Source organism: Pseudomonas sp. GB2N2 (assembly GCF_054897705.1).
The window spans coordinates 1,728,032-1,752,177 of sequence record NZ_CM142701.1; the positions used below are offsets into that span (position 1 = coordinate 1,728,032).

General features: G+C 59.9%; 14 protein-coding genes. 7 read left to right on the forward strand and 7 right to left on the reverse strand.

Translation table 11 applies throughout. The features are described 5' to 3' along the window. Window positions 1-14 precede the first annotated feature (14 nt). From ACYZT4_RS07870 to ACYZT4_RS07900, 7 genes are all read left to right on the forward strand, one after another. Window positions 15-1,733, forward strand: coding sequence for an ATP-binding cassette domain-containing protein (locus ACYZT4_RS07870; RefSeq protein WP_461986696.1), 1,719 nt, complete (start codon window positions 15-17; stop codon window positions 1,731-1,733). A gap of 166 nt (window positions 1,734-1,899) precedes the next feature. After that, a complete protein-coding gene (locus tag ACYZT4_RS07875) occupies window positions 1,900-2,859 on the forward strand; it encodes an AAA family ATPase (protein ID WP_461986698.1) in 960 nt (319 codons plus the stop codon). A 5-nt stretch (window positions 2,860-2,864) separates the two neighbouring features. Then, window positions 2,865-3,809, forward strand: a complete 945-nt coding sequence (locus tag ACYZT4_RS07880) for a DUF58 domain-containing protein (protein WP_461986699.1) — start codon at window positions 2,865-2,867, stop codon at window positions 3,807-3,809. Next, entirely contained in the window at window positions 3,806-4,300 is a 495-nt protein-coding gene (locus ACYZT4_RS07885; RefSeq protein ID WP_461986701.1) for a DUF4381 domain-containing protein, read from the forward strand. Before ACYZT4_RS07880 ends, ACYZT4_RS07885 begins: the two co-directional genes overlap by 4 nt. Further along, window positions 4,293-5,372: a vWA domain-containing protein gene (locus ACYZT4_RS07890; protein ID WP_461986702.1), complete on the forward strand. Its 1,080-nt coding sequence runs from the start codon at window positions 4,293-4,295 to the stop codon at window positions 5,370-5,372. Before ACYZT4_RS07885 ends, ACYZT4_RS07890 begins: the two co-directional genes overlap by 8 nt. Continuing rightward, window positions 5,369-7,105 carry a tetratricopeptide repeat protein gene (locus ACYZT4_RS07895; protein WP_461986704.1) on the forward strand — a complete coding sequence of 579 codons (1,737 nt, stop codon included), beginning with the start codon at window positions 5,369-5,371 and terminating at the stop codon, window positions 7,103-7,105. The genes ACYZT4_RS07890 and ACYZT4_RS07895 overlap by 4 nt, the downstream gene beginning before the upstream one ends. After that, the gene (locus ACYZT4_RS07900; protein ID WP_461986706.1) at window positions 7,102-8,742 is read left to right on the forward strand and encodes a BatD family protein; all 1,641 of its coding nucleotides are present in this window, start codon (window positions 7,102-7,104) and stop codon (window positions 8,740-8,742) included. The genes ACYZT4_RS07895 and ACYZT4_RS07900 overlap by 4 nt, the downstream gene beginning before the upstream one ends. 10 nt (window positions 8,743-8,752) lie before the next feature. On the opposite strand, the gene ACYZT4_RS07905 is transcribed toward ACYZT4_RS07900, so the two are convergent. The 7 genes from ACYZT4_RS07905 to ACYZT4_RS07935 are packed head-to-tail and all read right to left on the reverse strand — an operon-like array spanning window position 8,753 to window position 24,138. Continuing rightward, window positions 8,753-10,360, reverse strand: coding sequence for an ATP-binding cassette domain-containing protein (locus tag ACYZT4_RS07905; RefSeq protein WP_461986708.1), 1,608 nt, complete (start codon window positions 10,358-10,360; stop codon window positions 8,753-8,755). After that, complete coding sequence (locus ACYZT4_RS07910; RefSeq protein WP_461986710.1) at window positions 10,335-11,162, reverse strand: 4'-phosphopantetheinyl transferase family protein; 828 nt, start codon at window positions 11,160-11,162, stop codon at window positions 10,335-10,337. The genes ACYZT4_RS07905 and ACYZT4_RS07910 overlap by 26 nt, the downstream gene beginning before the upstream one ends. Before the next feature lie 11 nt (window positions 11,163-11,173). Beyond that, complete coding sequence (locus ACYZT4_RS07915) at window positions 11,174-13,900, reverse strand: alpha/beta fold hydrolase (RefSeq protein ID WP_461986712.1); 2,727 nt, start codon at window positions 13,898-13,900, stop codon at window positions 11,174-11,176. Between the two features lie 40 nt (window positions 13,901-13,940). Continuing rightward, a complete protein-coding gene (locus tag ACYZT4_RS07920) occupies window positions 13,941-21,185 on the reverse strand; it encodes an SDR family NAD(P)-dependent oxidoreductase (protein ID WP_461986714.1) in 7,245 nt (2,414 codons plus the stop codon). 58 nt (window positions 21,186-21,243) lie between these two features. Next, a complete protein-coding gene (locus tag ACYZT4_RS07925; protein WP_461986716.1) occupies window positions 21,244-21,798 on the reverse strand; it encodes an isochorismatase family protein in 555 nt (184 codons plus the stop codon). Between the two features lie 48 nt (window positions 21,799-21,846). Then, window positions 21,847-23,259, reverse strand: coding sequence for an FAD-dependent oxidoreductase (locus ACYZT4_RS07930; RefSeq protein ID WP_461986718.1), 1,413 nt, complete (start codon window positions 23,257-23,259; stop codon window positions 21,847-21,849). Between the two features lie 30 nt (window positions 23,260-23,289). Next, window positions 23,290-24,138, reverse strand: a complete 849-nt coding sequence (locus ACYZT4_RS07935; RefSeq protein WP_461986719.1) for an ACP S-malonyltransferase — start codon at window positions 24,136-24,138, stop codon at window positions 23,290-23,292. Between the last annotated feature and the right edge of the window lie 8 nt (window positions 24,139-24,146).

Here is a 24,146-nt window from a genome sequence, read left to right on the forward strand (position 1 = left end):
TAGCGGGCGGACAAATGAATGCGATTCTCACACTGATAAAGACTGCTTTTCAAAAACACGCAATACTCCTACTGTCGACCATCGCAACGATCATAATCATAAAAGCCCTGCTGCTGGCCCCGCCACTATTACTGGGCAAGATAGTAGACTCCTTAAATAGTGACATCCCTGCCGCGCAAAACATGTTGTTCGCTTTGATTGCAGCGCTAATGCTTGCGGGTTGCATTCATGCGGTTATCACCCCGTTACAGACGTTCTTCCTGTCAAAGCTTGTGCAAAACATTGTAATGACCGCGTCTATCGACTGGCTTTCAACTCTGATGGGTAAAGAGTTCTCCCAATTCAGCTCATGGCGAATCGGTCACTTCATAAAATCAGTCGAGCGTGGAATTACAGCTCATGAACAGCTACTGACATTCTTCGTCACAGTCGGTTTTTCAATGGGTCTGGAATTCTTGATCGTTGGCGGCGCCTTCCTGTATTTGGGAGGGGGCGACGTGTTCCTCGGAATAACCGGATTGGGCATCATTTACCTCGTTGCCAGTCACAAAGTAATCAAGTGGCGCAGGAAACACATCGACGCAGTCAACGAACAGGAAGATGACCTGAGCGCCCTTCTGTTCAACACCCTCAATGCGGGCAAAGCCATAAAACTGGAAAATGCCACACCTAGCGCAGTCCAACCGTTAAATCTGGCGTTCAGGAACTACGCATTTGCCGCTGTGACGGCGGCCAGCTCCGGCGGCCTCCTGAGCGGTGCCAAAATTCTGTTTATGAGCCTCTCCACAGGCGGACTACTGGCATGGGGAGTTGTTGATCAACTTTCGACTCAGCCCAGCATCAGCGTTGGCCAATTGGTTGCCATTTTTTCCATTGCAGGCAGTTATCTGCTTAACATTGCCGCGTTGACGGAGGGCTACCGTGTTCTGGATCAGTTTCTTGCAGACCAGGATCGATTTCAGAGGCTATTGACGTTACCGAACTTCGACCACTGCGGTCGGCAGGCACAAGTCATTTTCCGGGGTGCGACGACACTGGCACTTGCCCCCTGCGTACTGACAGACAGTGGAGAAGTTCGGTTGTCGATCACCAAGCGCCTGACATTCACTCAAAGTCAATCAGTGGCGATTATCGGCCCGAGTGGCGCAGGTAAATCCAGCCTGCTTGAAGCTCTCGCAGGCCTCGATCAGGCGACGCGAAACCATTTGAGCATCGACGAAACACCCGTTTCCCTACTCAATTCTCACACCCACTTGAGCGCCTTGAGGTATTGCCCTCAGCAGCCCCGGTTTCTGGAAGGGGCGTTTGAACAATCGGTCCTGTTTGGAAGTGAAGCATCGCCATTTTTGAATGAGGCGATACGACAGTTACAACTTGAGGAAATTGTCTCCCAGCGAGATATCAGTGAACACGCATCCAATATTTCCGGTGGCGAAGCCAAACGCCTGTCACTGCTGCGCCTGATCAACAAGCCGGGGCAGTTCAATTTGTTCGACGAGCCAAGCGCGTCGATCGAACCGAAGCTGGCCGGACCGGTTTGGGATTTGCTATTCGACTCGTTCGGCAAGAGTGGACTGATATGTGTCACCCATGACGTTCGCCATTTACACCGTTTTGATCGCGTCGTCGTCATGCAGGACGGTGGAATTATCGAAGATGGACCATGGTCTCAATTGATCGACAAACCTGCCATCAAACACCTATTGAGCGACCTTCAGGAAACGGGGCAATAGCCTCAGGGTGCTGGCATTTCCCTGTGCAAAGGAGATGCAGGATTCAAATCACCACACTTTGCACAAAATGCCGTTAGTCGCCGCCCCCCGCGATGCATTAAAGTAACGCCCCCAGCCCTGGCGTTATTCGAACGTCTTCGGTCACCCTTTCCAGGAACAGTCATCGATGGAACATCGTGAAGCGCTGCTCGCGCTGCGAACCTTTCTTTCAACGCAGATTCTCGGCCAGGAAAAACTCATCGAGCGCTTGCTCATCGCCCTGCTTGCCGACGGCCACATGCTGGTCGAGGGTGCCCCTGGGCTGGCCAAGACCAAGGCCATCAAAGAACTCGCCGAAGGCATCGAAGCCCAGTTCCACCGCATCCAGTTCACCCCCGACCTGTTGCCCGCCGACATTACTGGCACGGAGATCTATCGCCCGGAAACGGGCAGCTTCGTGTTCCAGCAAGGTCCAATCTTTCATAACCTGGTGCTGGCAGACGAAATCAACCGCGCCCCGGCCAAGGTGCAATCGGCCCTGCTCGAAGCCATGGCCGAGCGCCAGGTCAGTGTCGGGCGCAGCACGTATGAGTTGTCGCCGCTGTTTTTGGTGATGGCCACGCAGAACCCGATCGAGCAGGAAGGCACTTATCCGCTGCCCGAAGCCCAGCTCGACCGTTTCCTGATGCACGTGAAAATCGGTTTCCCGGACGCTGCCGTCGAACGCCGCATCCTGCAACAGGCCCGTGGCGAAGCCTTGAACGGCGAAACCAAACCGGACCGCCGGGTCAGCCAGCAGGCGATCTTTGCCGCGCGCAAGGAAATTCTCGGTTTGTACATGGCCGACGCCGTAGAGGAATACCTGGTGCAACTGGTCATGGCCACGCGCACCCCAGGCAAATTCGATCCGGAAATGGCCGAATGGATCGCCTATGGCGCCAGCCCGCGTGGTTCGATTGCCCTCGACCGTTGCGCCCGGGCCCATGCCTGGCTTGCCGGCCGCGACTTCGTCAGCCCGGAAGACATCCAGGCCGTGCTGTTCGACGTGTTGCGCCACCGCATCATTCTGTCCTTTGAAGCCGAAGCCGCGGGCATCGATCAGGACCGGGTGGTCCAGCGGATTCTCGACGTCGTAGCCGTCGCTTGACCCCGATGAACGCCATTCTGCCGCCCGAACCGGGCATCCGCGTCAGCCTCGCCGAGCTGATCGAGATGCGCCATCGCGTGCGCGAAGTGCAGCTGTTCTCCACGCCGAGCCAGCGCAGCCCGCTGATTGGCCTGCACCACTCCAAGCTGCGCGGCCGTGGCGTGGATTTCGATCAGGTGCGGGTTTACCAGGCCGGCGACGACGTGCGCACCATTGACTGGCGCGTCACCGCTCGCACTCAGGAGCCACACACCAAGCTGTTCCATGAAGAGCGCGAGCGACCGATTTTCATCATGGTCGAGCAAAGTCGCCGGCTGTTCTTCGGTTCCGGTTTGATGTTCAAGTCGGTGCTTGCCGCCCAGGCCGCGAGCCTGATTGGTTGGGCAGCACTGGGCCATAACGACCGGGTTGGCGGACTGGTGTTCGGCGATAACGAGCACTACGAAATCAAGCCGCGTCGCAGTAAACAAAGCTTGCTGCAGTTGCTCAACCGGTTGGTGCGGGTCAATCAATCCCTGCACACCGAAAACGAACAGAACCGCGACGCCCTCAACCTCGCCCTGCGCCGTGCACGTGAAGTGTTGCGCCCCGGCAGCCTGGTGATCGTGATCTGCGACGAACGCGCGCTGACCGAAGGTTCCGAGCAACAATTGAGCCTGCTGTCGCGGCATTGCGACCTGTTATTGCTGCCGCTGTCCGATCCACTGGATCACGCCCTGCCTGCCGCGGGCCTTCTGCGTTTCGCCGAACGCGGTGCGCAACTGGAACTCGACACGCTGAATTTCGACCTGCGCCAGACCTATCGCGCCCAGGCCGAAGCGCGCATCGCCCGCTGGGAATTGCTCGCGCAGAAGCTGCGCGTATTGCTGATGCCTCTGAGTACCCAGAGCGAAATGGTCGAGCAACTGCGCGAGTACCTGAACCCGCAAAAACCGGGGAAAGGTCGATGAGCAGCCTTGATCAACTGCAACCGCTGATTTCCCCGCCACCCATCGCTTTCTGGCCGCCGGCGCCGGGCTGGTGGCTGCTGCTATTGTTGCTTGCGCTGATCGGCTTCGGCTTGTGGAAGGCGCGGCGTTTCCTGCCGAACAAACGCCCCGTCGTTCGCGCCGAACAGCCGCTGGACCCGGTGCGCGTCGCCGCATTGGCGGAACTGGCCCGGATGCCCAAACCCTACGACGGCGCGCCGGCCGGTGCCTGGCTGCAGCAACTCAACGGCTTGCTCAAACGCCTGTGCCGCAACCATTACCCTTACAGCCAGAGCCACACCCTCAACGGGCGCAAATGGCTGGCGTTCCTCGATAACCGCTGCCCCGCCGCCGGCCTGACGCGCTGGATGGTCCTGGTGGAAGGCGCCTACAAACCCGAATGCAAACTCGACGACAAGGCCATCGCCGGCCTGACACAAGCCGTCGACACGTGGATTCGCAAACATGTTTGAGTTCGCCTGGCCGTGGATCTTCGCCCTGTTGCCGCTGCCTTGGCTGATGCGCATCGTGTTGCCAGTAGCCGACAGCGGCGAACCGGCGCTCAAAGTCAGCTTCCTCAGCGACCTCGAAGGCCTGGCCCGACGGCGTGCCCGAGCCAATCTGCCGGCGTGGCGCCAGCAAGCGCCGTTCATGCTGCTGTGGCTGTTTTTACTGATCGCCGCGGCGCGCCCGCAGTGGTTGGGTGAACCGTTGCCAATTGCCGCGAGCGGTCGTGATCTGCTGGTGGCGGTGGACGTTTCCGGTTCGATGGATTTTCCCGACATGCAGTGGCAGGACGATGAAGTCAGCCGCCTGTCGCTGGTGCAGCATTTGCTCGGTGATTTTCTCGAGCATCGCGAAGGCGACCGCGTCGGCCTTATCCTGTTTGGCAGCCGGGCTTATCTGCAAGCCCCCCTGACATTTGACCGGCACACCGTGCGGGTCTGGCTCGACGAAGCGCGCATCGGCATCGCTGGCAAAAATACCGCCATCGGCGACGCCATCGGTCTCGCGCTCAAACGCCTGCGCCTGCGTCCGGCGCAGAGCCGGGTGCTGATTCTGGTGACCGACGGCGCCAACAACGGCGGCGAAATCGATCCGTTGACCGCGGCGCGCCTGGCGTCCCGTGAAGGCGTGAAAATCTACCCGATCGGCATCGGCGCCGACCCGGAGCAAAGCGGCACCGCAGGATTTCTCGGCATCAACCCGAGCCTCGATCTCGACGAGCCTGCGCTGAAGGCTATCGCCGCGGCCACCGGAGGCCAGTATTTCCGTGCCCGCGACGGCAAGGAACTGCAAACCATCAAGGAGACCCTCGACCAACTGGAGCCGGTGACGCAACAACCGACTCAGGCCCGCCCGGCACAGGCGTTGTATCACTGGCCGCTGGCGATGGCGCTGCTGTTGAGCCTGCTGTTGGTGGTCAGAGAGCGCTGGCCGGACAATCCGTTGCAACGCCTGTTTACCAAGGATCTGTTCTTGCAAACGCCACTGCCTGACTGGCGCCAGCGGCTCAAACGCCTGCGCCTGCGGAGGCGTCGATGAGTGCGCTTTGGCCGTACTGGTTCCGCCCTTGGTGGCTGCTGCTGTTGCCGCTGCTGGGCTGGTTGCTCTGGCAGCTCTGGCACCGACAGAAGCGCGCCGGGCGCTGGCAGATGATTCTGCCGCCGGCCTTCCATGCTGCGCTGCTCAGCGGCGGCAACGGGCGTGACAGCAAATTGCCGTGGGTCGCCCTCGGTGTCGCGTGGGTGCTGACCATTTTTGCGCTGCTCGGGCCGAGTTGGGAGCGAGTCGAACAAAACGGCCAGAAGCCGGCCGACCCGCTGGTGGTGATTCTGGAACTGACCCCGGAAATGCTCGCCACCGACGTCACACCCAACCGACTGGAACAGACGCGGCGCAAGGTGTTTGACCTGCTGCAGATTCGCAGCGACGCGCAAACTGCCATCGTCGTCTACTCGGGCAGTGCCCACACGCTGGTGCCTTTGTCGGATGACCTCGCCACCAGTCGCAATCTGCTCGATGCGCTTAAGCCGTCGATCATGCCCCAGGCCGGCCATCGCGCCGATCTCGCGGTGACCAAGGCCCTCGCGCTGTTGAATCAGGGCGCCTTGGGTGACGGCCGCATCCTGCTGATCGGTTCGTCCCTGACCGATCTGGAGCGCGAAGGGATTCAGCAGGCGCTGGACGGCAAATCGACGCAACTGCTGATGCTTGGTGTCGGCACCGCTGAAGGTGCGCCGATCACCCAGGAAGACGGCAGTTTTCTCAAGGACGACCAGGGCGCGATTCTGGTGTCGCGTCTGGACGACCCCGGCCTGAAAGCCTTCGTCAACAGTCTCGACGGCCGTTACCGCCATGCGCGCCTGGACGACGCCGACTTGCGTGGCCTCGGGCTGCTCGACGGCCCACGGCATTTGCGCAATGACGGCCAGACCCTGCGCCTCGATACCTGGGCCGATCAGGGTTATTGGCTGTTGTTGCCGCTGTTATTGCTGGCAGCCTGTGCCGGCCGGCGTGGTTGGTTATTTTGCCTGCCGTTGTTGTTTTTGCTGCCACAACCGAGCTATGCCTTCGACTTCAACGACTTGTGGTTGCGTCCTGATCAGCAAGGTTTGCACCTGCTTAAACAGAAGCGTCCTGCTGAAGCCGCGCAACATTTTGAGGATCGGCAATGGCAAGGTGTCGCGCGCTATGAAGCTGGCGACTACAGTGGCGCCGCCCAGCGGTTTGCTGAAGGCGACGACGCCCACGCCCACTACAATCGAGGCAACGCTCTCGCCAAGAGTGGCGAGTTGGAGGCGGCGCTGGATGCTTACGAGCAAGCACTGGAACGTCAACCTGACCTGCGCCCGGCGCTGACCAACAAGGCCTTGGTGGAAAGTCTGCTCAAGCAGAAAAACGCGCCAAAGCCCGCGGAACCGGAAAAGTCTGCAAACGACGAGACAGAGGCACCGCCAGAAACGCCGGCCGGTGCGACCAGCCAGCCGTCAAATGAGGGCGACCCCAAGACCGACGCCCAGGCGAATTCACCCGACGAGGAACCGTCGGACACAACGCCGCCGCGCCCCGGCACCAATGAGGTGCCCGGCAGCGAATTGGGCGACGAACAAAGCACCACCCCGCCCCTGCGCCCGGCCAGCGATGCCATCGATGGCGAGCAGCGCCAGGCGTTGGAGCAGTGGTTGCGCAAAATTCCGGATGACCCGAGCGAACTGCTCAGACGTAAATTCTGGTACGAACAGCAACAACATCAGGATCAGGAAAAAACCCGATGACCCGCTTCACCGCTTTCTTGTTTGCAACGATGCTATGGACTGTGCAGGCCCAGGCCGGGGAGCTGGTCGCCAGTGTCGATCGCAGCCGCCTGAACTCTGGCGAAACGGTCGAACTGACCCTCGAATCCAACGATGTGACGCAGTTCGGCAAACCCGACCTGACGGCACTGGAACCGCTGTTCGAGGTGCGCGGTACCCGCCAGGTCAACCAGTTGACGACGATTAACGGCGACAACCGTGCCACCACCCGCTGGATCATCACCCTGCTGCCCCGCCAGAATGGCAGCGTGGTGATTCCCGCATTGCAACTGGGCGACGTGCAAACCCAGCCGATCACCTTGCAAGTGGTCGAAAGCGAGAACCAGGACAGCAAGAACAAACGGGCGCCGGTGTTCATCGAAGCCAGCCTCGATCAGACCTCCGTGTACGTGCAGGCGCAGGCACTCTTGACCCTGCGCATCTACCATTCCGTTTCGCTGTATGACGACAGCAGCCTGACGCCGTTGCAAATTCCCGATGCGCGCATTGAGCAATTGGGCGATTCGCGGACTTACGAAAAAGACATCAACGGCCTGCGCCACGGCGTTATTGAACTGCGCTATGCGATTTACCCGCAGCACAGCGGCCAGTTGATCATTCCGGCACAGATTTTCAGCGCAACGCTGGTGGACGCGCAGCCGGCGCAGGATGTCGATCCCCAAGCGCCGAAAACCGGCAAACTGATGCGTGTCAGCTCGGTCGAACTGCCGCTGACCGTCAAGGCTAAACCCGTCACGTACCCGGCCGATGCGCCTTGGCTGCCGGCCCGGAGCCTGAGCCTGAGCGAAAGCTGGAATCCGGAGCCAGACCATGCACAGGTGGGCGATTCGCTAACCCGAAGCCTGACGTTGAAGGCCGAAGGCCTGGCCAGTTCCCAGCTGCCGCCGCTGCCGGCAACCGACGTCAACGGCTTGCGGCGATATCCGGATCAACCGGTGCTGGTCAACCAGAACAGCGAGCGCGGCCTGATTGGCAGTCGCGAGGACCGTGAAGCGCTGGTACCCGTACGCAACGGTGAAGTCGAGTTACCGGCGGTGGACGTAGTCTGGTGGAACACCTTCGAGGATCATCTGGAGCACACCAGCCTGCCGGCCCAGACGCTGCAAGTGGCGAACAATCCGGGATGGGTGGTGGATGCTCCCGCCGCCACGCCGACGGTCATTTCCGTCGCCGACAATGAAGCGCTCTGGTGGTGGAAACTCAGCACTGCGATCCTCGCCTGCACCACCCTGCTGGGCTTCGGCCTCTGGTGGCGCGCCCGCTGGCAACCGGCAATCCTGCGCGCAGCGCAAACCGGCCCGAGCCCACGGACCGTGCTTGACGACCTCAAGCGCGCCTGCCAGGCCAACGACCCCCACGCCACCCGCCAGGCCCTCGATGCCTGGGCCCGGCAGCAACCGGAAACCCTGGCAGACATGGCGGCGCGCTTCGTGCCGCTGTCCGATGCGCTGGACGGTTTGAACGGCGCGCTGTACAGCGAAACCGGCCAGCATTGGCAGGGTGAAGATCTGTGGCGGGCCACCCGTGCGATCCCGATTGCCGAACGGGTTCATGACCCGGTGGGCGACAGTGGATTGCCGCCGTTGTATCCGAAGTAGCGACTTCCGGTCATCGAGGTCCTTGCACCGACTTCCCGCCTTTGAGATTTAACTCACCGTCCAAATGGATGGCCTGTAAAAAAGCGCTGTCATGCGACACGACGATCAATGCCCCTTGGTACTGATTAAGCATCTGCTCCAACGCGATTCTGCTGGGCAGATCCAGATGGTTATCCGGCTCATCCAGCAACAGCAATTGCGGGGGACGTTGCGCATACAGCTGCGCGGCCAAGGCTATTTTCAGGCGCTCGCCGCCGCTCAACTGACAAGTCTTGAGCAGCGCACGATCCGCATCAATCCCCATCTGAGCCAAGCGGGTTCGAGCCTCGGCTTTCGGCAACTCCGGATTACTCTCGTAGAGCCATTGCACCGCCGTGCGTTCGGGGTACTGCAATCCAGCGTGTTGATCCAGCCAGCCGACATGGCAACTGCGGATGAGTTCGCCTTCGCGCACCGGCACTTGGCCGGCGATCACTCGCAACAGCGTCGACTTGCCGCTGCCGTTGGCGCCCAGGATCGCCATGCGCATAGGCCCGGTCAGCGCCAGATTGATCGGTGCCGCGTCAACGAATGGGAGAATAACGTCGTTGAGTTGCACAATCAGCTTGCCATTGGGCACTACGCTTTCCGGAGATAACATCATGCGTTGAATGTCCGGCGCACACCGCGCACGGGCCTCGGCGATCCGTTGTTGCTGCTGCTCCCGGGCCAACTGTTGATTGAGGCGCAATTTTCCCTGACTGTTTTCACTGCGCTCTTTTTGGGCGTTGGTGATCAGCTTGGTCTGATTGCCGTCACGGGCCTGACGGTCGCCGCGCGCGTTACGCCGCTGCTGACGCTCCATCTGCACGGCCATCTCACGTTGCTCACGCTTGGCCTGTGCCCTCTCCCCTTGCAATGCCGACTGGAATGACTGCTGTTCCTGCTCGCGGGCCGCCGCATACTGACTGTAGCTGCCGCCATAGACCCCCAGCCCCAAGGGTGAAAGCTCGACGATTTCGTTCACGTGCTCCAAAAGACTCCGGTCGTGGCTGATCAACACCAGGCCGTTAGGCCAGCGATCGATTTGCTGCGCGAGCTTGTGTTGCTGTTCAATATCCAGGTGGTTGCTGGGCTCATCCAAAATGAGCCAGTCAGCCTTGGATAACCACGCCCCCAGAAGCGCCACCCGCTGGCGTTCGCCACCACTGAGTGCGTCGGTGCGCGCGTTGGCGTTCAAATGACCCAAGCCGACCCGTTCCAGTTCTACCTCAAGGCGAGTGGCACAATCCCATTGGTCAACTGCCAGCGAATGGTCGTTATCGTCGACGCTGCCCAAGGCAATGCGATCCAGCGCTGACAGAATATGGTCGACGCCGGCCAGAGCGGCAACGCTGGGATAACGCTCGGGCTTTAGTAACTGCGACACGGCGTAAACTCGCCCCTCGCGACGAATGATGCCGCTGGTGGGCAGTAGCTCCCCCGTCAGGAGCCGGCCAAGCAATGACTTGCCACAGCCATTGGCACCCACGATGCCGGTGACCCTGGTACTGACGGTGTGGTTCAAGTGATCGAACAGAACGCGCCCATCGGGCAGGTTGAGTGACACTTGATCAAGTTGGAGTAACCGTTGAGTCATGACGAATCCTTAACAATCGGCCCGATAGGCACTGAACCACTCCCTGATGGTGCGCAACAGCACCCGGCGGATGGGCAATGACCGTGAACACGGCGCCTGCCCATATCTGAAAATGACCTTCGAAAAGCATGCCGGCCCTGATCGATGTCGAGAGGTCTTGTGTAACCCTCAGCATCAGGCGTCCCGAGGGCCTATGTACCTCGACCAGCCGCGCCGCATCGAAATCGAAATAACGGCCAACCTGCGGATAAACGGCCTTGAACAGACTTTCCTTGGCTGAAAACGCCAGGGTCAACATATGCTCAAAAGGTCCCAGCACTCCAAGGTAGTGGGCTTCTTGGCGGTCGACGATAGTGGTGCTGATCCTGGCAGCGACCTCTGGTGCCAGCCAATTCTCCAGATCCAGGCCCAGCAGTCCGACCTCACAAGATCTGGCCAGACAACTGACGGCGATAGCAGATGTGTGGCTGATGGAGCCGACCCAACCGCTTGGCCATACCGGCTGACGATGCGCCCCTGAATGCACCTGTACCGGCGAGAGATTGCACTTGGCCCAGAGATGCCGGCTCAACCAGCGCCCCGCCAGGTATTCGGCCTGGCGGCGTGGCACAGCCTGGACAATGGCTGGCGGACAGTCCACACCCGCACGGGTGTACAAAGCAGGATCGAAGCGGTCCAGGTTAAAGTGTCCCGACACCGTCGCGACAGCCGCCAAGCCTGTGTCTAGCGACTCAATACCGGTGAGGAACCCGTCCAGTGCGCATTGGCCCAAGTCCCGCTGGGACCAAGTTGGGTTGTTCAAGGTTGTCGAGCCTATACAAAGTCGAGCAGCAATTCATTGAAGCGCCGCGCAGCGGTCAACGGTATGAAATGCCCCTGATCGGAAAACACTTCAAGTCGCGCGTTGGGCAGGTGCTGCAACAGCTTCACATCGCCCCCCGCGATGGCCACATCCTGCTGACCATGAACAATCAACGTTCGCACACCAATGCTCGGTAATTGCGCACTTAAATCCAGTTGTCCGAGCATCTGGTAGTAATAACTCAGCGTACTCATCGACGCCCCGGCGCCGACTTGTTCGGCGATGCTCTGCCGAGGCTCAAGCAAGATATCCAGATAATCGGCATGGGCTTGCAGTTCAGCATTCAACTCAATGGTTTTACCGAAGATATCATCGCCAAAACGTGCGGCGGTGCTGATCAGGATCATCGACTCGACCATTGCCGGGGCTCGGCGGCAAAGCGCTAATGCGAGACAGCCCCCCAACGACCAACCCACCACTGGGGCGGGCCGGCCTTTGAGCTGTTCATTGATATAGCCCTCGATCTCCAACACCAGCCCTTCCAGACTAAAGCGCCCCTCATCAAGCGGGGTACCCTGATGACCTGGATACGAAGGGATATGAAGGGCGAAACCCTGGCGCGTCAGGACATTGACTTGTTGCATCCACGCCTGCGCACTCATGTTCAACGGAGGCAGCAGCACGATGGCGCGCCCTTGCCCTGTTTGCGTCCATGTCATTGGCAACCGACCGACCGGCACGACAGCATCAGCCCAGGAGGCGACTATCGAATCGGGTTGTAGCCCCTCCAATGCCTCAGACAGTGCGGCAATGGAAGCAAAGTCGAATACGTCATGAGGCTGCATCCGGCTGGCGCCAGCACCCAACCGGCTCAACAGTTCAATCAACGAAATCGAATCGACACCGTAATCGCGCAGCGAACGGCTGGTATCAATGTCGGCCTGATCGAAGCCGAGCAATAGCGCCAGATCACTTTTCAGCGTGTCCAGAACATTGCCTTGCCGCGGACTCGATGTAGATACGGGTACTTGAGCAGCGATCAGTTCGGTCCCCACCCAGTAAGACTTACGATCAAACGGGTAACCCGGCAGTTCGATACGCCGGTATCGAGCCGCGTGCTCGGTGCCATACAACGGCAAATCGGTACCCGCCAACCATCGTTGCAAGCGTTCGGCGAGCATGGGATCGGCCAGCCCCTCGACCTTTGAGCAACCAACGCCGAGCTGCTCTGGCGGTGTCCCCAGCCATTGCTTCAACTGCGTCACCAAGGAGTCACTTGTCGAAGCCGTGACAGCCAGACGCAGTCGGTACGACTGGCTTCCTTTACCAAGTGCCACGCTGAGCGCCTCCAGTTGATCGTCCGGAAGCCCCTCGATAATTCCCAGCACCTGCCGGACACGCGCATGAAGGCTGGCGGCGGTTTGAGCGCTGATCAAAAAAGCCCAGGGGCCCGGGCTGTTCTGCGGGTCAATCTGACGCGGCTCGGGCTTACCTAGCACGAGGTGAGCGTTGCTACCGGTAAAGCCGAATGCACTGACACAGGCAAACGTCTTGTCGGACGGCCAAGGGACTGCCTGCTCGCTGATCTTGAACTGATCCAGGTCTAGAGCGCTATTGAGGGACCCCGCCAGAAGCTGACCAGGAATGGTCCCGTGACGAAAGATCAGCAGGGTCTTGATCAAACTGGCCAACCCGGAGCACACCAGCGTGTGGCCGATGACGCTTTTCGAGGCGCCCAAATAGGCGTCGTAAGGTTGCGCCTGAGCACGAAAGCCGTTGACCAGCCCCGCCACCTCAATCGCATCACCCAGACGCGTGCCGGTACCGTGAGCCTCGACGTAGCCGACACGCCCCACGTCAATACCGTAACGCTCGTAGGATCCGGCGATCAGCGCCGCCTGAGCCCGGCTGTTGGGCGCCATCATGCCATTGCTAATACCGTCGTGATTCAGACTAATCGCCTCGACACTCGCCAGGACTTCCAGTCCGAGGGTCCGGGCCTTGCTGGCGGTCATCAACATGATTGCCGCGACGCCTTCAGCCGGGACGAAACCGTCGGCTTCGTCACTAAAGGCGTCGCAGTGCCCCCGCGCCGACAACATGTTCGAGCGCTGGGCAAACTCGAACACCTCTGGGGTGGCAAAAACCGAGACCCCAGCCACCAACGCTGCCTCGCATTCACCGGCACGCAGTTGTGAGACGGCAATCTGCAAGGCTGTTAATGATGATGAGCAAGCGGTATCAAGGCTCACTGAGGGGCCATGGAAATCGTAGAAATAAGACACCCTTCCCGCCAACGACGAAGCGGCGTTGCCAAGAAAGCTATGGCTGCTGAAAGCCGATGCAGGCTCTTGGGCCAGCAAAAACTTGTAGTCCCCGGGAAGGCCGGTGCAAAACACCCCGCAGTGCAAGTCGCGCAAGGTCTGGACCGGCACACCGCAGTCATCAATCAGGTGTTGCACGGTTTCCATCAGCAACCGTTGTTGCGGATCCATACAGCGCGCTTCGTTGGGCGAGATACGGAAAAACCCGGCATCGAACTCGTCCACATGCTCCAGCAGGCCGCCATGCATCGCAGTCCCGCGCAGAGACTCCCACCGTGTAACCGGGGCAACGCAACGCTGACCCGCCATCAGGTTCTGCCAATAGGCCGACAGCGACTTGCTGCCAGGCAGACGGCAGGCAGCCCCCACAATCACCACGTTGTCAGCCGATGGCGGTTTTAGGTGCGCTGTCATGTTTTGTGTCTCGTCCATGTGCATGTTCTGCTCCTGTTATTCAGCGATTGCCCGGTTGAACCTGTGATTCATCGTCAAACCAATACCGGCGCGTATCGAAGGCATAACCGGGTAGATGGAGCCGGCCACCCTGGGGGTACAAGGTCGGCCATTGCACCTGCCTCCCGTGCAGATACTGCTTGCGAGGGTCCAGCCATTGCTCATCGATCTCGGGCGCTTCGTCGCCTCGTCCGACGTGACAAACATCCGGTGTCTGTTCAGAACTCAAGGCATGCAACAACGCATCGACCGTTCGAACGCTCCAAGCCAGGCGATATTCAAAATGCTCGCGTCCGGACCCAAGGGTAAATGCGATATCAGCCAAAGCCTGTGACCGACCTAGTGGAGAATCGAGGTGACGGTACAGAGCCTCCTTCATTACCAGCAGCGAGTCACGACTACGGGCAGATAACACGATTAGATGTTCCCCCTGTGGCGACGACCTCTGTTCGGCGAAGGCCGGTGGTTCGGACAGGACCACGTGAGCATTGGTCCCGCCGAAACCGAACGAGCTGATTCCGGCGACGCGATCGCTCCCATCCCAAGGTGTATTGCGATCCAGCACTTGGAACGGCGAATGCTCAAAGTCGATGTAAGGGTTGAGCGTGCGAAAATGGAGGTTGGCCGGCAACACCCGGTGCTTGAAGGCAAGTATCACCTTGAACAGTGACGCAATCGCAGCGGCCGGCTCCAGATGACCGACATTGGTTTTGACCGACCCCAGCAAAACCTGCTGCTTCTGACTCGGCACCAGCGTGTACCAGGCGCCCTTCAAAGCATCGATTTCCACTGGATCGCCCAAACGGGTTCCCGTGCCGTGGGTTTCTATGTAGCTGACCCGTGCGGCCAGCTCTGGTGTATAGGCAGCGAGCAACAGACGTTTCTGCGCGTTGGGATTGGGTGCCGTCAGCGAGTTGGCACGCCCGCCGTGGTTCTCCTCCGCAGCTTCGATCACCGCATGAATGCTGTCACCGTCGCGACGAGCATCGATCAGACGCTTGAGCAACAGGCTGCCAACCCCCTCCGCACGAACGTAGCCATCGGCTTCGCTATCGAACGTGGCGCAACGAAAGTTCGGCGATAGCACGCCCATGCTCTGCGCCGCTTCGGTCATGTCGCTGTCGATCAACAAGCTGACCGCACCGGCCAGCGCGTAGTCGCACTCCCCCCGTTGCAGCGATATGACAGCACGGTTCACTGCCACCAATGCACTCGAACAGGCGGTATCGATGGACTGGCTCGGGCCTTCGAAATCGAATAGGTAAGACACTCGATTAGCCAGCATCGCATGGGCATTCCCGGTGGCGGCAAAGGGATGAAAACTCTGTCCGGAACGCTGCAGCAGGGTCTGGTAATCGCTGAACTGAACGCCGGCGAAAACCCCCACGCGCTTGAGCGAGGACGGTGCGTAACCGGCATTGAGCAACGTGTTGTAGCACGCTTGCAAAAACAGTCGGTGTTGCGGGTCCATCAGCATCGCCTCGCGCGCCGATATCCCGAAAAAACGTGCATCGAAGTGCCCGATCTCAGGAATGATCCCGGCATGGCAGGCCTTGTCGGGCCAGCGTTCCACCGCTTTGATCGCACTGCGATTGGCCATCAGCCCTTCCCAGAATCCGGCCAGGTCTTGGCCACCGGGCAAGCGGCCGTCCATGCCGATGATCGCGATCCGTTGGTCATCAGCGTTTGCAGCGCTGGCTGACAGCGCCGTTGGTGCCGACGATAGGTGTGCTTGCAGCTCTGGCACCGAGACCGGAGCCGCCTCCTGCGCCCCTCGCTCTTGCAGGTATTCGATCAACTGCGCGACTGAGTTGTAGGTGAACAGCGTGCTGGGGGCCATGGGCACTTTGAACTGTTCCTCAATGTCTTGCGCCAGTTGCTGCAACATGACCGAGTTCAAACCCAGATCACCAAAGCTGCATCGATCATCGATGTTCTGGGGGAGCAAACCGGTCAACGCACTCACCAGTGCCTTGAGCCGAAGCTTGAGTTGCTCCAGCGTCGTCGATTCACTGATTGTTTTTGCGGCGTTCACTGCACCGGGCTTCAGCGCTGAGTGGCTGCGCAGTCCGCCGGGAGTGACACTGCGACGGATTTTCTCGCTGTCGCCTACAAACGGGGCAATCTGCGTCATGCTCCCGTCCACACCATCAATCAGCCTCACCAACAGGTCGACACCTAAGGCGGGGGTCAACGACTGAATGCCGTAATTATCGTGAAAATAGCGCCCAAGGGCGACCAAGACCGGTTCGCCGGCGCCTTGCCACAAAGGCCAATTCACCGACAAGCTCAAACCATGCCGATGACCTCGGGTGACTTGCCGCTGACGACCGTAGGCGAACAGGTCCAGATAATGATTCGCCACGGCGTAATCGGCCTGGCCGACATTGCCGAACAATCCGGACATTGAAGAAAACAACACGAAGAAATCCAGCGCCACATCGGCGGTTGCGTTATCGAGATGACGCGCGCCGCTGAGCTTCACGGCTATCACTTTCTGGAAGTCTTCCAGCTGTTTGTTGCGCAACAGCCCGTCGCAGATGATGCCGGCAGCATGCAGCACTCCGTGCAATGCACCATGCCGGTCAATGACCGACTTGATCAGGTCATTCACTGCAACGCTGTCGCCGATGTCAGCGCTGATGTAGTCGACGTTCGCCGGTGCAGCCAGTCCGGCAAGTTTGTCTCGGGTTGCTTCCCCTGCGGTGCTGCGACCAACCAGCACGACTGTGGCGTCGAACTGCCGGATCAAGCGCGCGGCGACCGCCAACCCAATCAGGCCCAGGCCCCCGGTGATCAGGTAGACACCCTTGTTACGAAAACGACTGCCGGCTGCCGCAGGCCAAGGCACTTCACGTACGCGAGCCTGCCAGCGCTCACCGGCCACGTGCCGAGTGGCATTGAAGCCGTCAGCGGCATTGGCGAGCTCATCCAGCGCCGACTTCAACAGCTGCGACACATGCTCGAAGTCCTGCGATGCAACGGTCATCGACAGCAGTTCGAATTCGGGCTGCTCCATTTGCAGCACCCGAAACAACCGGCTTACGGCCCCGGCTGCGGGCATCGGCCAGACATCCAGCCCTTCTTCGTGGACAAAGGCCATCCGGTAACGGGCCCCGACAGCACTGATCGCCTTGGCCAGTGTGAACTGCCAACTGGCCCATGAAGCCTGCATGTCCTCACCCGAACATTGCACCAGATTGATCAGCCACGGTCGTTGCGCCGCATCACCAGAGACGTAGCGCTGCAAGACTTGCTGGCAATCGTCGATCGAATCACTGCGCACTTGGGCGAACTGTTCGCCCAGACGTAGGCTGTCACCGAGCGTGACCACCACGATGTGCGGTTGGCCGATCAACGCCGGTGCCTGTGACGGATTGCAAAAGACAATGGTGCCCTGCCCTCGCACACCACCCGATGCGTGAACGGGCTGAGGCTCCCAGACGGTTTGAAAACACACCGGCACCGAGGCCTTCACCAACGCCGAAGCGTCCTCGCCCACAGGCTTGAGCGGGTCAGCGCCCAGCGCCCCAGAGGTGACGAGCTGGTCGTCCCAATACGATTGTTCTTCAAACGGATAATGAGGCAACGACACTAGCCTGCGGCTGTCATGCAGCGCAGCGAAATTCAGTGTTTCCCCCGCCAGGTAAGACGCTTGAAGGGGCTGCAGGCTGGACCGCGAGTGATCCACGACAGGCACACCATCAGCGGCATCCAGCAGTTGCTGCTTGAATTGAGCCAGGCTGTCGCCAACGAAACAGGCACGGTGGCCAAAGTGTTCACGTGCGACGCCCAGGGTATAGGCAATCGCTGCAAGGCTGGCCTGCGGATGCTTGTCGATCCAGGCAACCAAATCGTTGATCCGGACCTTCAACGCCAAAGGTGTGCGCGCCGAAACAGGCAACAAATATTCCGCCTGTGGCGCCGGTGCGAGCGGCGCATCGATGTACTGCTGAACGATGACATGTGCATTGGAGCCCCCGGCGCCGAACGAACTGAGCCCGGCCAGCAGCGGCGTGTCAGCAGTCCAGGGTTCGGTGATGCGCGGCAAGCGAAAATCAGTGTCACCCAGGTTCAACCAGGGATTTACGATTTCACAGTTGAGCGTCGGCACCCGCGACTGATGCTGGAACTGCAGCAGGATTTTGACCAGGCCGGCCAGGCCGGCAGCCGATTCAAGGTGCCCGATATTGCTCTTGATCGACCCGATGCAGCGCCGCTCGCCCTGACGCGTGCCATAGGCCGCGCTCAGTGCGTTGATCTCGATCGGATCGCCCAGTCGAGTGCCGGTGCCATGGGCTTCCACATAATCGATCTGGCTGGCGTCCACACCGGCCTTGCTTAATGCCTGGCGAATGACCTTTTCCTGAGCTCTTGCCGAGGGCACGGTAAAACCGCTGGAGCGCCCGCCACTATTGAGCGCAACAGCACGAATGACCCCGTGTATCCAGTCACCATTGGCTTGCGCCTGGGCCAGCGGCTTGAGCATCAGAGCGATAGCCCCCTCACCCGGCACATAACCGTCGGCTTCGATCCCAAAGCTGTGGCACCGTCCGCTGGGACTCAGGAAACGTCCCGCCGACAGCAGTTTGAACTTGCCCGGGTGGGGCATGATGTTGACCGCACCGACCAGCGCTTGGGTGCATTCGCCACTGCGCAGACTGTTGATCGCCAGATGCAGGGCGGTCAGCGATCCCGAGCACATGGTGTCGACACACAGGCTCGGGCCCTGGAGGTTAAAGGTGTACGAAATGCGGTTGGCGATCGAGGCAAATGAACTGCTGGTCACCGCGCTGGCGGCATTCAGGTTTTGATAATGGCCGAACATCGCCGCGGTGAAGACTCCGGTGTCCTCCAGCGGATCGGCAAAATGCCCGGCGTCTTCCAGGGCATGGTAGGCCATTTCCAGCAACCGCCGTTCCTGAGGATCAAGACGCGCCGCCTCGATCGGGGTGATGGAAAAAAACGCCGGATCGAACTGTTTCGCCCGCCACAGAAAACCGCCATGACGGCCGTAGCTGGCGCCCGGTTGTTTCGGATCGGCTGAGTAATCGAGTTGCCAGTCCCAACGTTGCGCGGGGATGACGCTGATCGCCTCGGACCCGGACTCAAGCAATGCCCACAACTGGGCGAGGTTGTCCGCCCCCGGAAACTCGCCCGCCACGCCAACAATAGCGATGTCATCAGGCCGATAGTGAGCACTGACACCCGAGGCGACATCGGCCACGGGTCTGACCACCACCGTCGCCGTCACGGCGGCAGAAGTAACGCCCGGCACCGCCCGGGCCACCGCAGTGTCCAGCACGGCAGCAATCTGCGACGGGTAGCGACCTATCAGGAAACGCACCATCTGACTGATGCTCGAGTATTCAAACAACAGTGTCTTGCTGATGCTGACCGGGGCCTGGGTCGACAAACGTCGAGCCAGCTCGGTCGCAATGTTGATGCTGGCGACCGAATCCAGGCCACGCTCAAGCAGGTTATCGTCCACAGACGGATCGGTTATCCCGCTAAAGCGCCGAACTACCTCTTGCACCCACTGTGTCAAGCGGTCCTCAAGGTTGATCTGCGCGCCAGGCGTGGGCGCAATCGTCTCGATGGCCGGCAAAGGCCGGGGCGGCCCTGCCCTTTCACTGGCAAATGCCGCGGCGAGCGCCTGGGGCTGGGTGCCGAGCAAATACTCACTCAACGCGCTCACCGATGAATAATCGAAAATCAGCGCCTTGCTCAGGGAGACCGCGACACCGCTACCGTTCAATCGATGCTCCAGGGCCGAGACAATGCTGATCAGCGCCGAAGACGTCACGCCCAGCGCCACCAGCGATGCGTCATGCGCCACATCGCGTAAGCCGCTGAAGGTATAAACCAGTGAATCAATCCACTCACTGACCTGGCTCAGGGATGGCAAGCTCACGGCCACCGGTGAATCTGCCACGCCTTGCCCGCCACCGGACGGGTTCAGCGCACCGAGGACTGTGCGGCTGCCAGCGAAGGCGACCAGACGCGGCGCGGCCTGGTCGAGGATGGTGCGCAATGCCGCCAAATCCTGCTCATCCGACAGGGCCAGTAATTCACTGCTCCCTTCGGCCATTTGCATGCCCTCGGAAGCCCACAACCCCCAGTTGACCGACTGCCAGCGAGCGCGACCGGCTGGCACCTGGCGACCGACAAAATCGGTCAACTCATCGATAAAACCATTCGCAGCGGCGTAGTCGGCCTGCCCGACATTACCCACCAGCCCACTGAGGGAGCTGAAGTGGCAGACAAAGCCTGGCTGTATCAATGAGTCCAGGGCCCAAAGATTCAAGCTGCCGGCAATCTTGGGCAGCAGCACCCGCTCGACATCTGCAGTGTTTTTGTTGATCAACAAGCGATCAGCCGTCGTACCGGCCAGGTGAAAAACCCCGTCGATGGCGCCATAACGATCCTTGAAATGATTCAGCGCCCCCGCCAGTAACTGTCGGTCCGCCACATCGGCCTGCACATAAGAGGTCACGCCGTGCGCAAGGAGCATTGCCCGTCGTTCGTCATCCACCGAGGAACGTCCGACCACACAGACCTTGGCCTGGTACTCACGGGCCAGCCACCGGCAAAGTAGCCGCCCGACACCACCGCCGCCGCCCGTGACCACATAGCAACCGTTGTGGCGCAAGGTGGATCCCGGACTCGACTCGACACGCGGACCCACGGGCTCAAGTCGCTCACGCGCCAGGGTCTGCCCGTCAAAGCGATGCCGCACGCCGGGCTGCTCCAACGCCGTGGCAATCGCCTGGGTCACCGTCGACGTCAACGCGCCTTCAACAATCAGCGAGGCATAACGCAGGCGGGTCGTTTCCTGGCACGCAGACAACCCCAGGCCATCGAGCACACTGGCTGCCAGGGCGTCGTGACGGCGCAGCCCTACCAGCGCGATGGCTCTGGATTGGCTAATCAACCCCTTGATCAGTCCCAGGAAAGCCTGCGCACATTGACTGACCACGGGGTATGGCTCAACCGCTGGCGGGCATTCGCCAGACACGGCACAAAGGACGGTGCGCGCACGGCTAGCGTCGAGGCGCGACAGGAGCTTTTTCAGTTCATCCGGCGCGGCCAGACGTTCAATGTCCGTCTGAATGACCACCAGCCCAGCGGTGCTGCCCCAGCGTGCAAACTCATCACTGTCAGTCAGAAGGACGCTGCTGCTCAACGCCGGATCCGAACCACAAGCCATCGGTATCGGGACGAAATGACGCTTGAAAATATCCATATCAAAAAATCTCTCGGGTAAGCATCGAAGCAGCCGTGCAGGCAGGCCCTTTGTTCGCTTAGCGGATGTACCGCCCGTCCAGGTATTTCATCGCCAGATCGATGTAATCGGGGCGCGTGGAGTGGCGTATGCATTCGAAGAAAAACATTTCCCGAGTCAGCACGCGTATGCCTGCGTACGCGAAGTTGGTCAGCGCGTGCTGGTGATCGAAAAGATTACGGGCGCTGCAGGCATCCGCCATCACGCTGACCTCATAGCCCAATTCACGCAACCCCAGTGCTGATTGCAACAGGCACACATGTGACTCCGCTCCCGCCAGCACCACTTGCCGCCGACCGGTGGCCTCAAGCGGATGGGCGATCGAGTCATGGGAGGTGCAGTCGAACCAGGTCTTTTCTAGGTAAGAGGCGACACCCGCCACCTCTTTCAGTGCCTGGGACGATGCGCCGAGTTTGCTGTGTTCGATAATCAGCGTCGGCACGTCGAGGGTCTGTGCCACATCGGCGAGCCAGCAGCAGTTGTTGAGCACTTGCGTTCCTTCATGCAGCAACGGAATTATTTCCAGCTGCATATTGAAAATAACCACGCATACGTTGTCGGCCTTGATCAACATAATGAAACTCCCTGTCAGATGATGGGTTCGCCAAACCCGTGGGTCGGCTTAAACGATGACGTCCTTGATAAATTTATGAGACTGGCTCTTGTGCAGTGAGGTGCCTTTGGCGGCAGCGAACAGCAGGTTGCCCAATGTCGCCTTGAAGCGCTCGGAGGGACGGTGTACCCCCATCAGGTCCTTGATGACATTGAACTGAATGGCGGCCAAATTGTTGTCGGCATAGGGATGGTCGGCACCCAAACGGTGGGCAATGACCATACCCGACACCACTGCCCCTTCGTGGCCGGTCAGCGAGGTGTCGGTGCCGCAATACCAGAGTTTTTCAAGCCCTTGAATGCGTCGATAGCGCGACTTCTGGTAGAAGTCGATCGGACGCAGTTTCGGCAACTTCCAGTGCTGTTCATGAACCTGCCGCTCAGGGGCGATCGCCTGTTTAGGGTCGAATGTCACCAGCACCGGTTCACGTACATGGGTATAAGTCGCCAGGGCATTATTGATTCGTGTCAATTGCCCGTAGTCCGTGCCCTCGAGGCCCGAAGGTCGGGAAAACTCGCAGTACTCACCGCCCCCGCCTTCGACCAGCACCTGTTCGTCGGTGTGCAGCACACTCCGGGTCTGGACATAGTCGAAACGCGAAAGAATGTCCCGTTGCTCGGCGGTCGGTGCTTCAAGCAACTTCAAGGTGACATCGGCGTGCGTGGCAAATACCACACTGTCGAACGGCTCAATGTCGCCTTGCTCAGTCTCGACCAGCCAGCCGCGACCGGTGTCCTTGCGCACTTGCCGTATCGGGCAGGCAAGGCGCGCCCGCGCGCCGAGTAATTCACCAAGCTGCAGCAAATAGCCATCGATACCGCCCTTGGCTTTACGCCAGACACCCGGCGTGAAAAACGACAACAGACTCATGTTGAACGAGATGGCCACGTACATGAGCGTGTATTCCAGCGAAGGCGCATTGCACCCGGAAAACGTCGTCAACAAGGGCAACAACGCCTGCTGGCGGAAGGCTTCGGAGTAGTTGCGCTCGGTCAGGAACTCGCCAATGTTGAGTTTCTTGTAACGCGGATCACCACCACTGAGCACCTGGGTCATATCCAGATGAAAACGGTCGATCTCATCGGCCAGTTCAGCCCGCAGTCGCCCCCTTCCGTGGAGATTGCTCCAGGCATTGCCAACCCCGGGAAAGGTCGCGCGAAACGACATGGGCGCGATGTAGGTATCGATCCCCAATTGCTGCAACATCGCGAACAGGTTAGGGGCCAGGCGCTCGTTGAAGTACTCCACCCCCATGTCCACGTGAAGCGTGTCCTCACCCATATTGAAATGGTGGGTATAGGCATGGCCGCCCAAGCGTGGCCCGGCTTCGAATAGGGTGACATCGTGCAGTGTGCGCAGTTGCCAGGCGGCTGTCGTACCTGCCGCGCCACCACCAATAATTGCAATCCTTTCGCGTTTCATATCGACCTCGTCCGTGTCTGTAAGCGCAGTTCAGTTGTGCGCAAGCAATTGAGCGTTAAGGCGGGTCAAGACCTGGCCCGGTCCGATTTCCTCGAAAGCAATCTCGTCAAAGCGTGAACACAAAGCCCGAATGCTTTGGCTCCAGCGCACCGGGCGAATAAGCTGCAAGCCCATTTCTTCGAGCAAATGCGCCTCCCCGAGACGTTCGCCACTGGTGCTGGAAATAACCTGTGTGCCGGGAGAACCCAGGGTCTGTTGTTGCAGGAACGCGACATAGCTCAGCCGGGCCGGTTCCATATAGCGGGAATGGAAAGCCCCGCTGACGGGAAGCCGCACACAACGCAGGCTGTGCTGCTCCAACGCTTTGCACGCCGCGTCGATATCCTCGGACTTACCACTGATCACTGCCTGCACCGGACTGTTGTAGTTGGCGATATCAATTTGATGAAACTGATGTTCAAGCAGTAACTCGGGCAACCGTTCGACGTTCTCGCCAATGATCGCCGCCATCGCCCCACCCTGCATTGCCGCCATCAACTCTGCCCTTTTGGCCACCAGCCGCAGGCCGGTTGCCAGGTCGAAAGCCCCGGCGCCGAACAGTGCGGCATACAAGCCCAGACTGTGGCCGATCAGCAGTTGCGGCAGGTCACCGTCTTGCTGTTGACGTTCAAGCCAGGCCAGACAACTGACGAAAAAAATCGCCGGTTGGGTGTAAGCCGTTGAGTTCATGCGCGGGGAATCTTCACCCTTGCACAAGGCGGTTATCGAGTAACCGAGAATGTCGTCGGCGATTTCGCATTGCAGCGCATAGCCGGCGAACAACTCCCGCCCCATGCCCGGGAACTGTGATCCCTGGCCGGGAAACATACCTATCAACATGAGCGTTC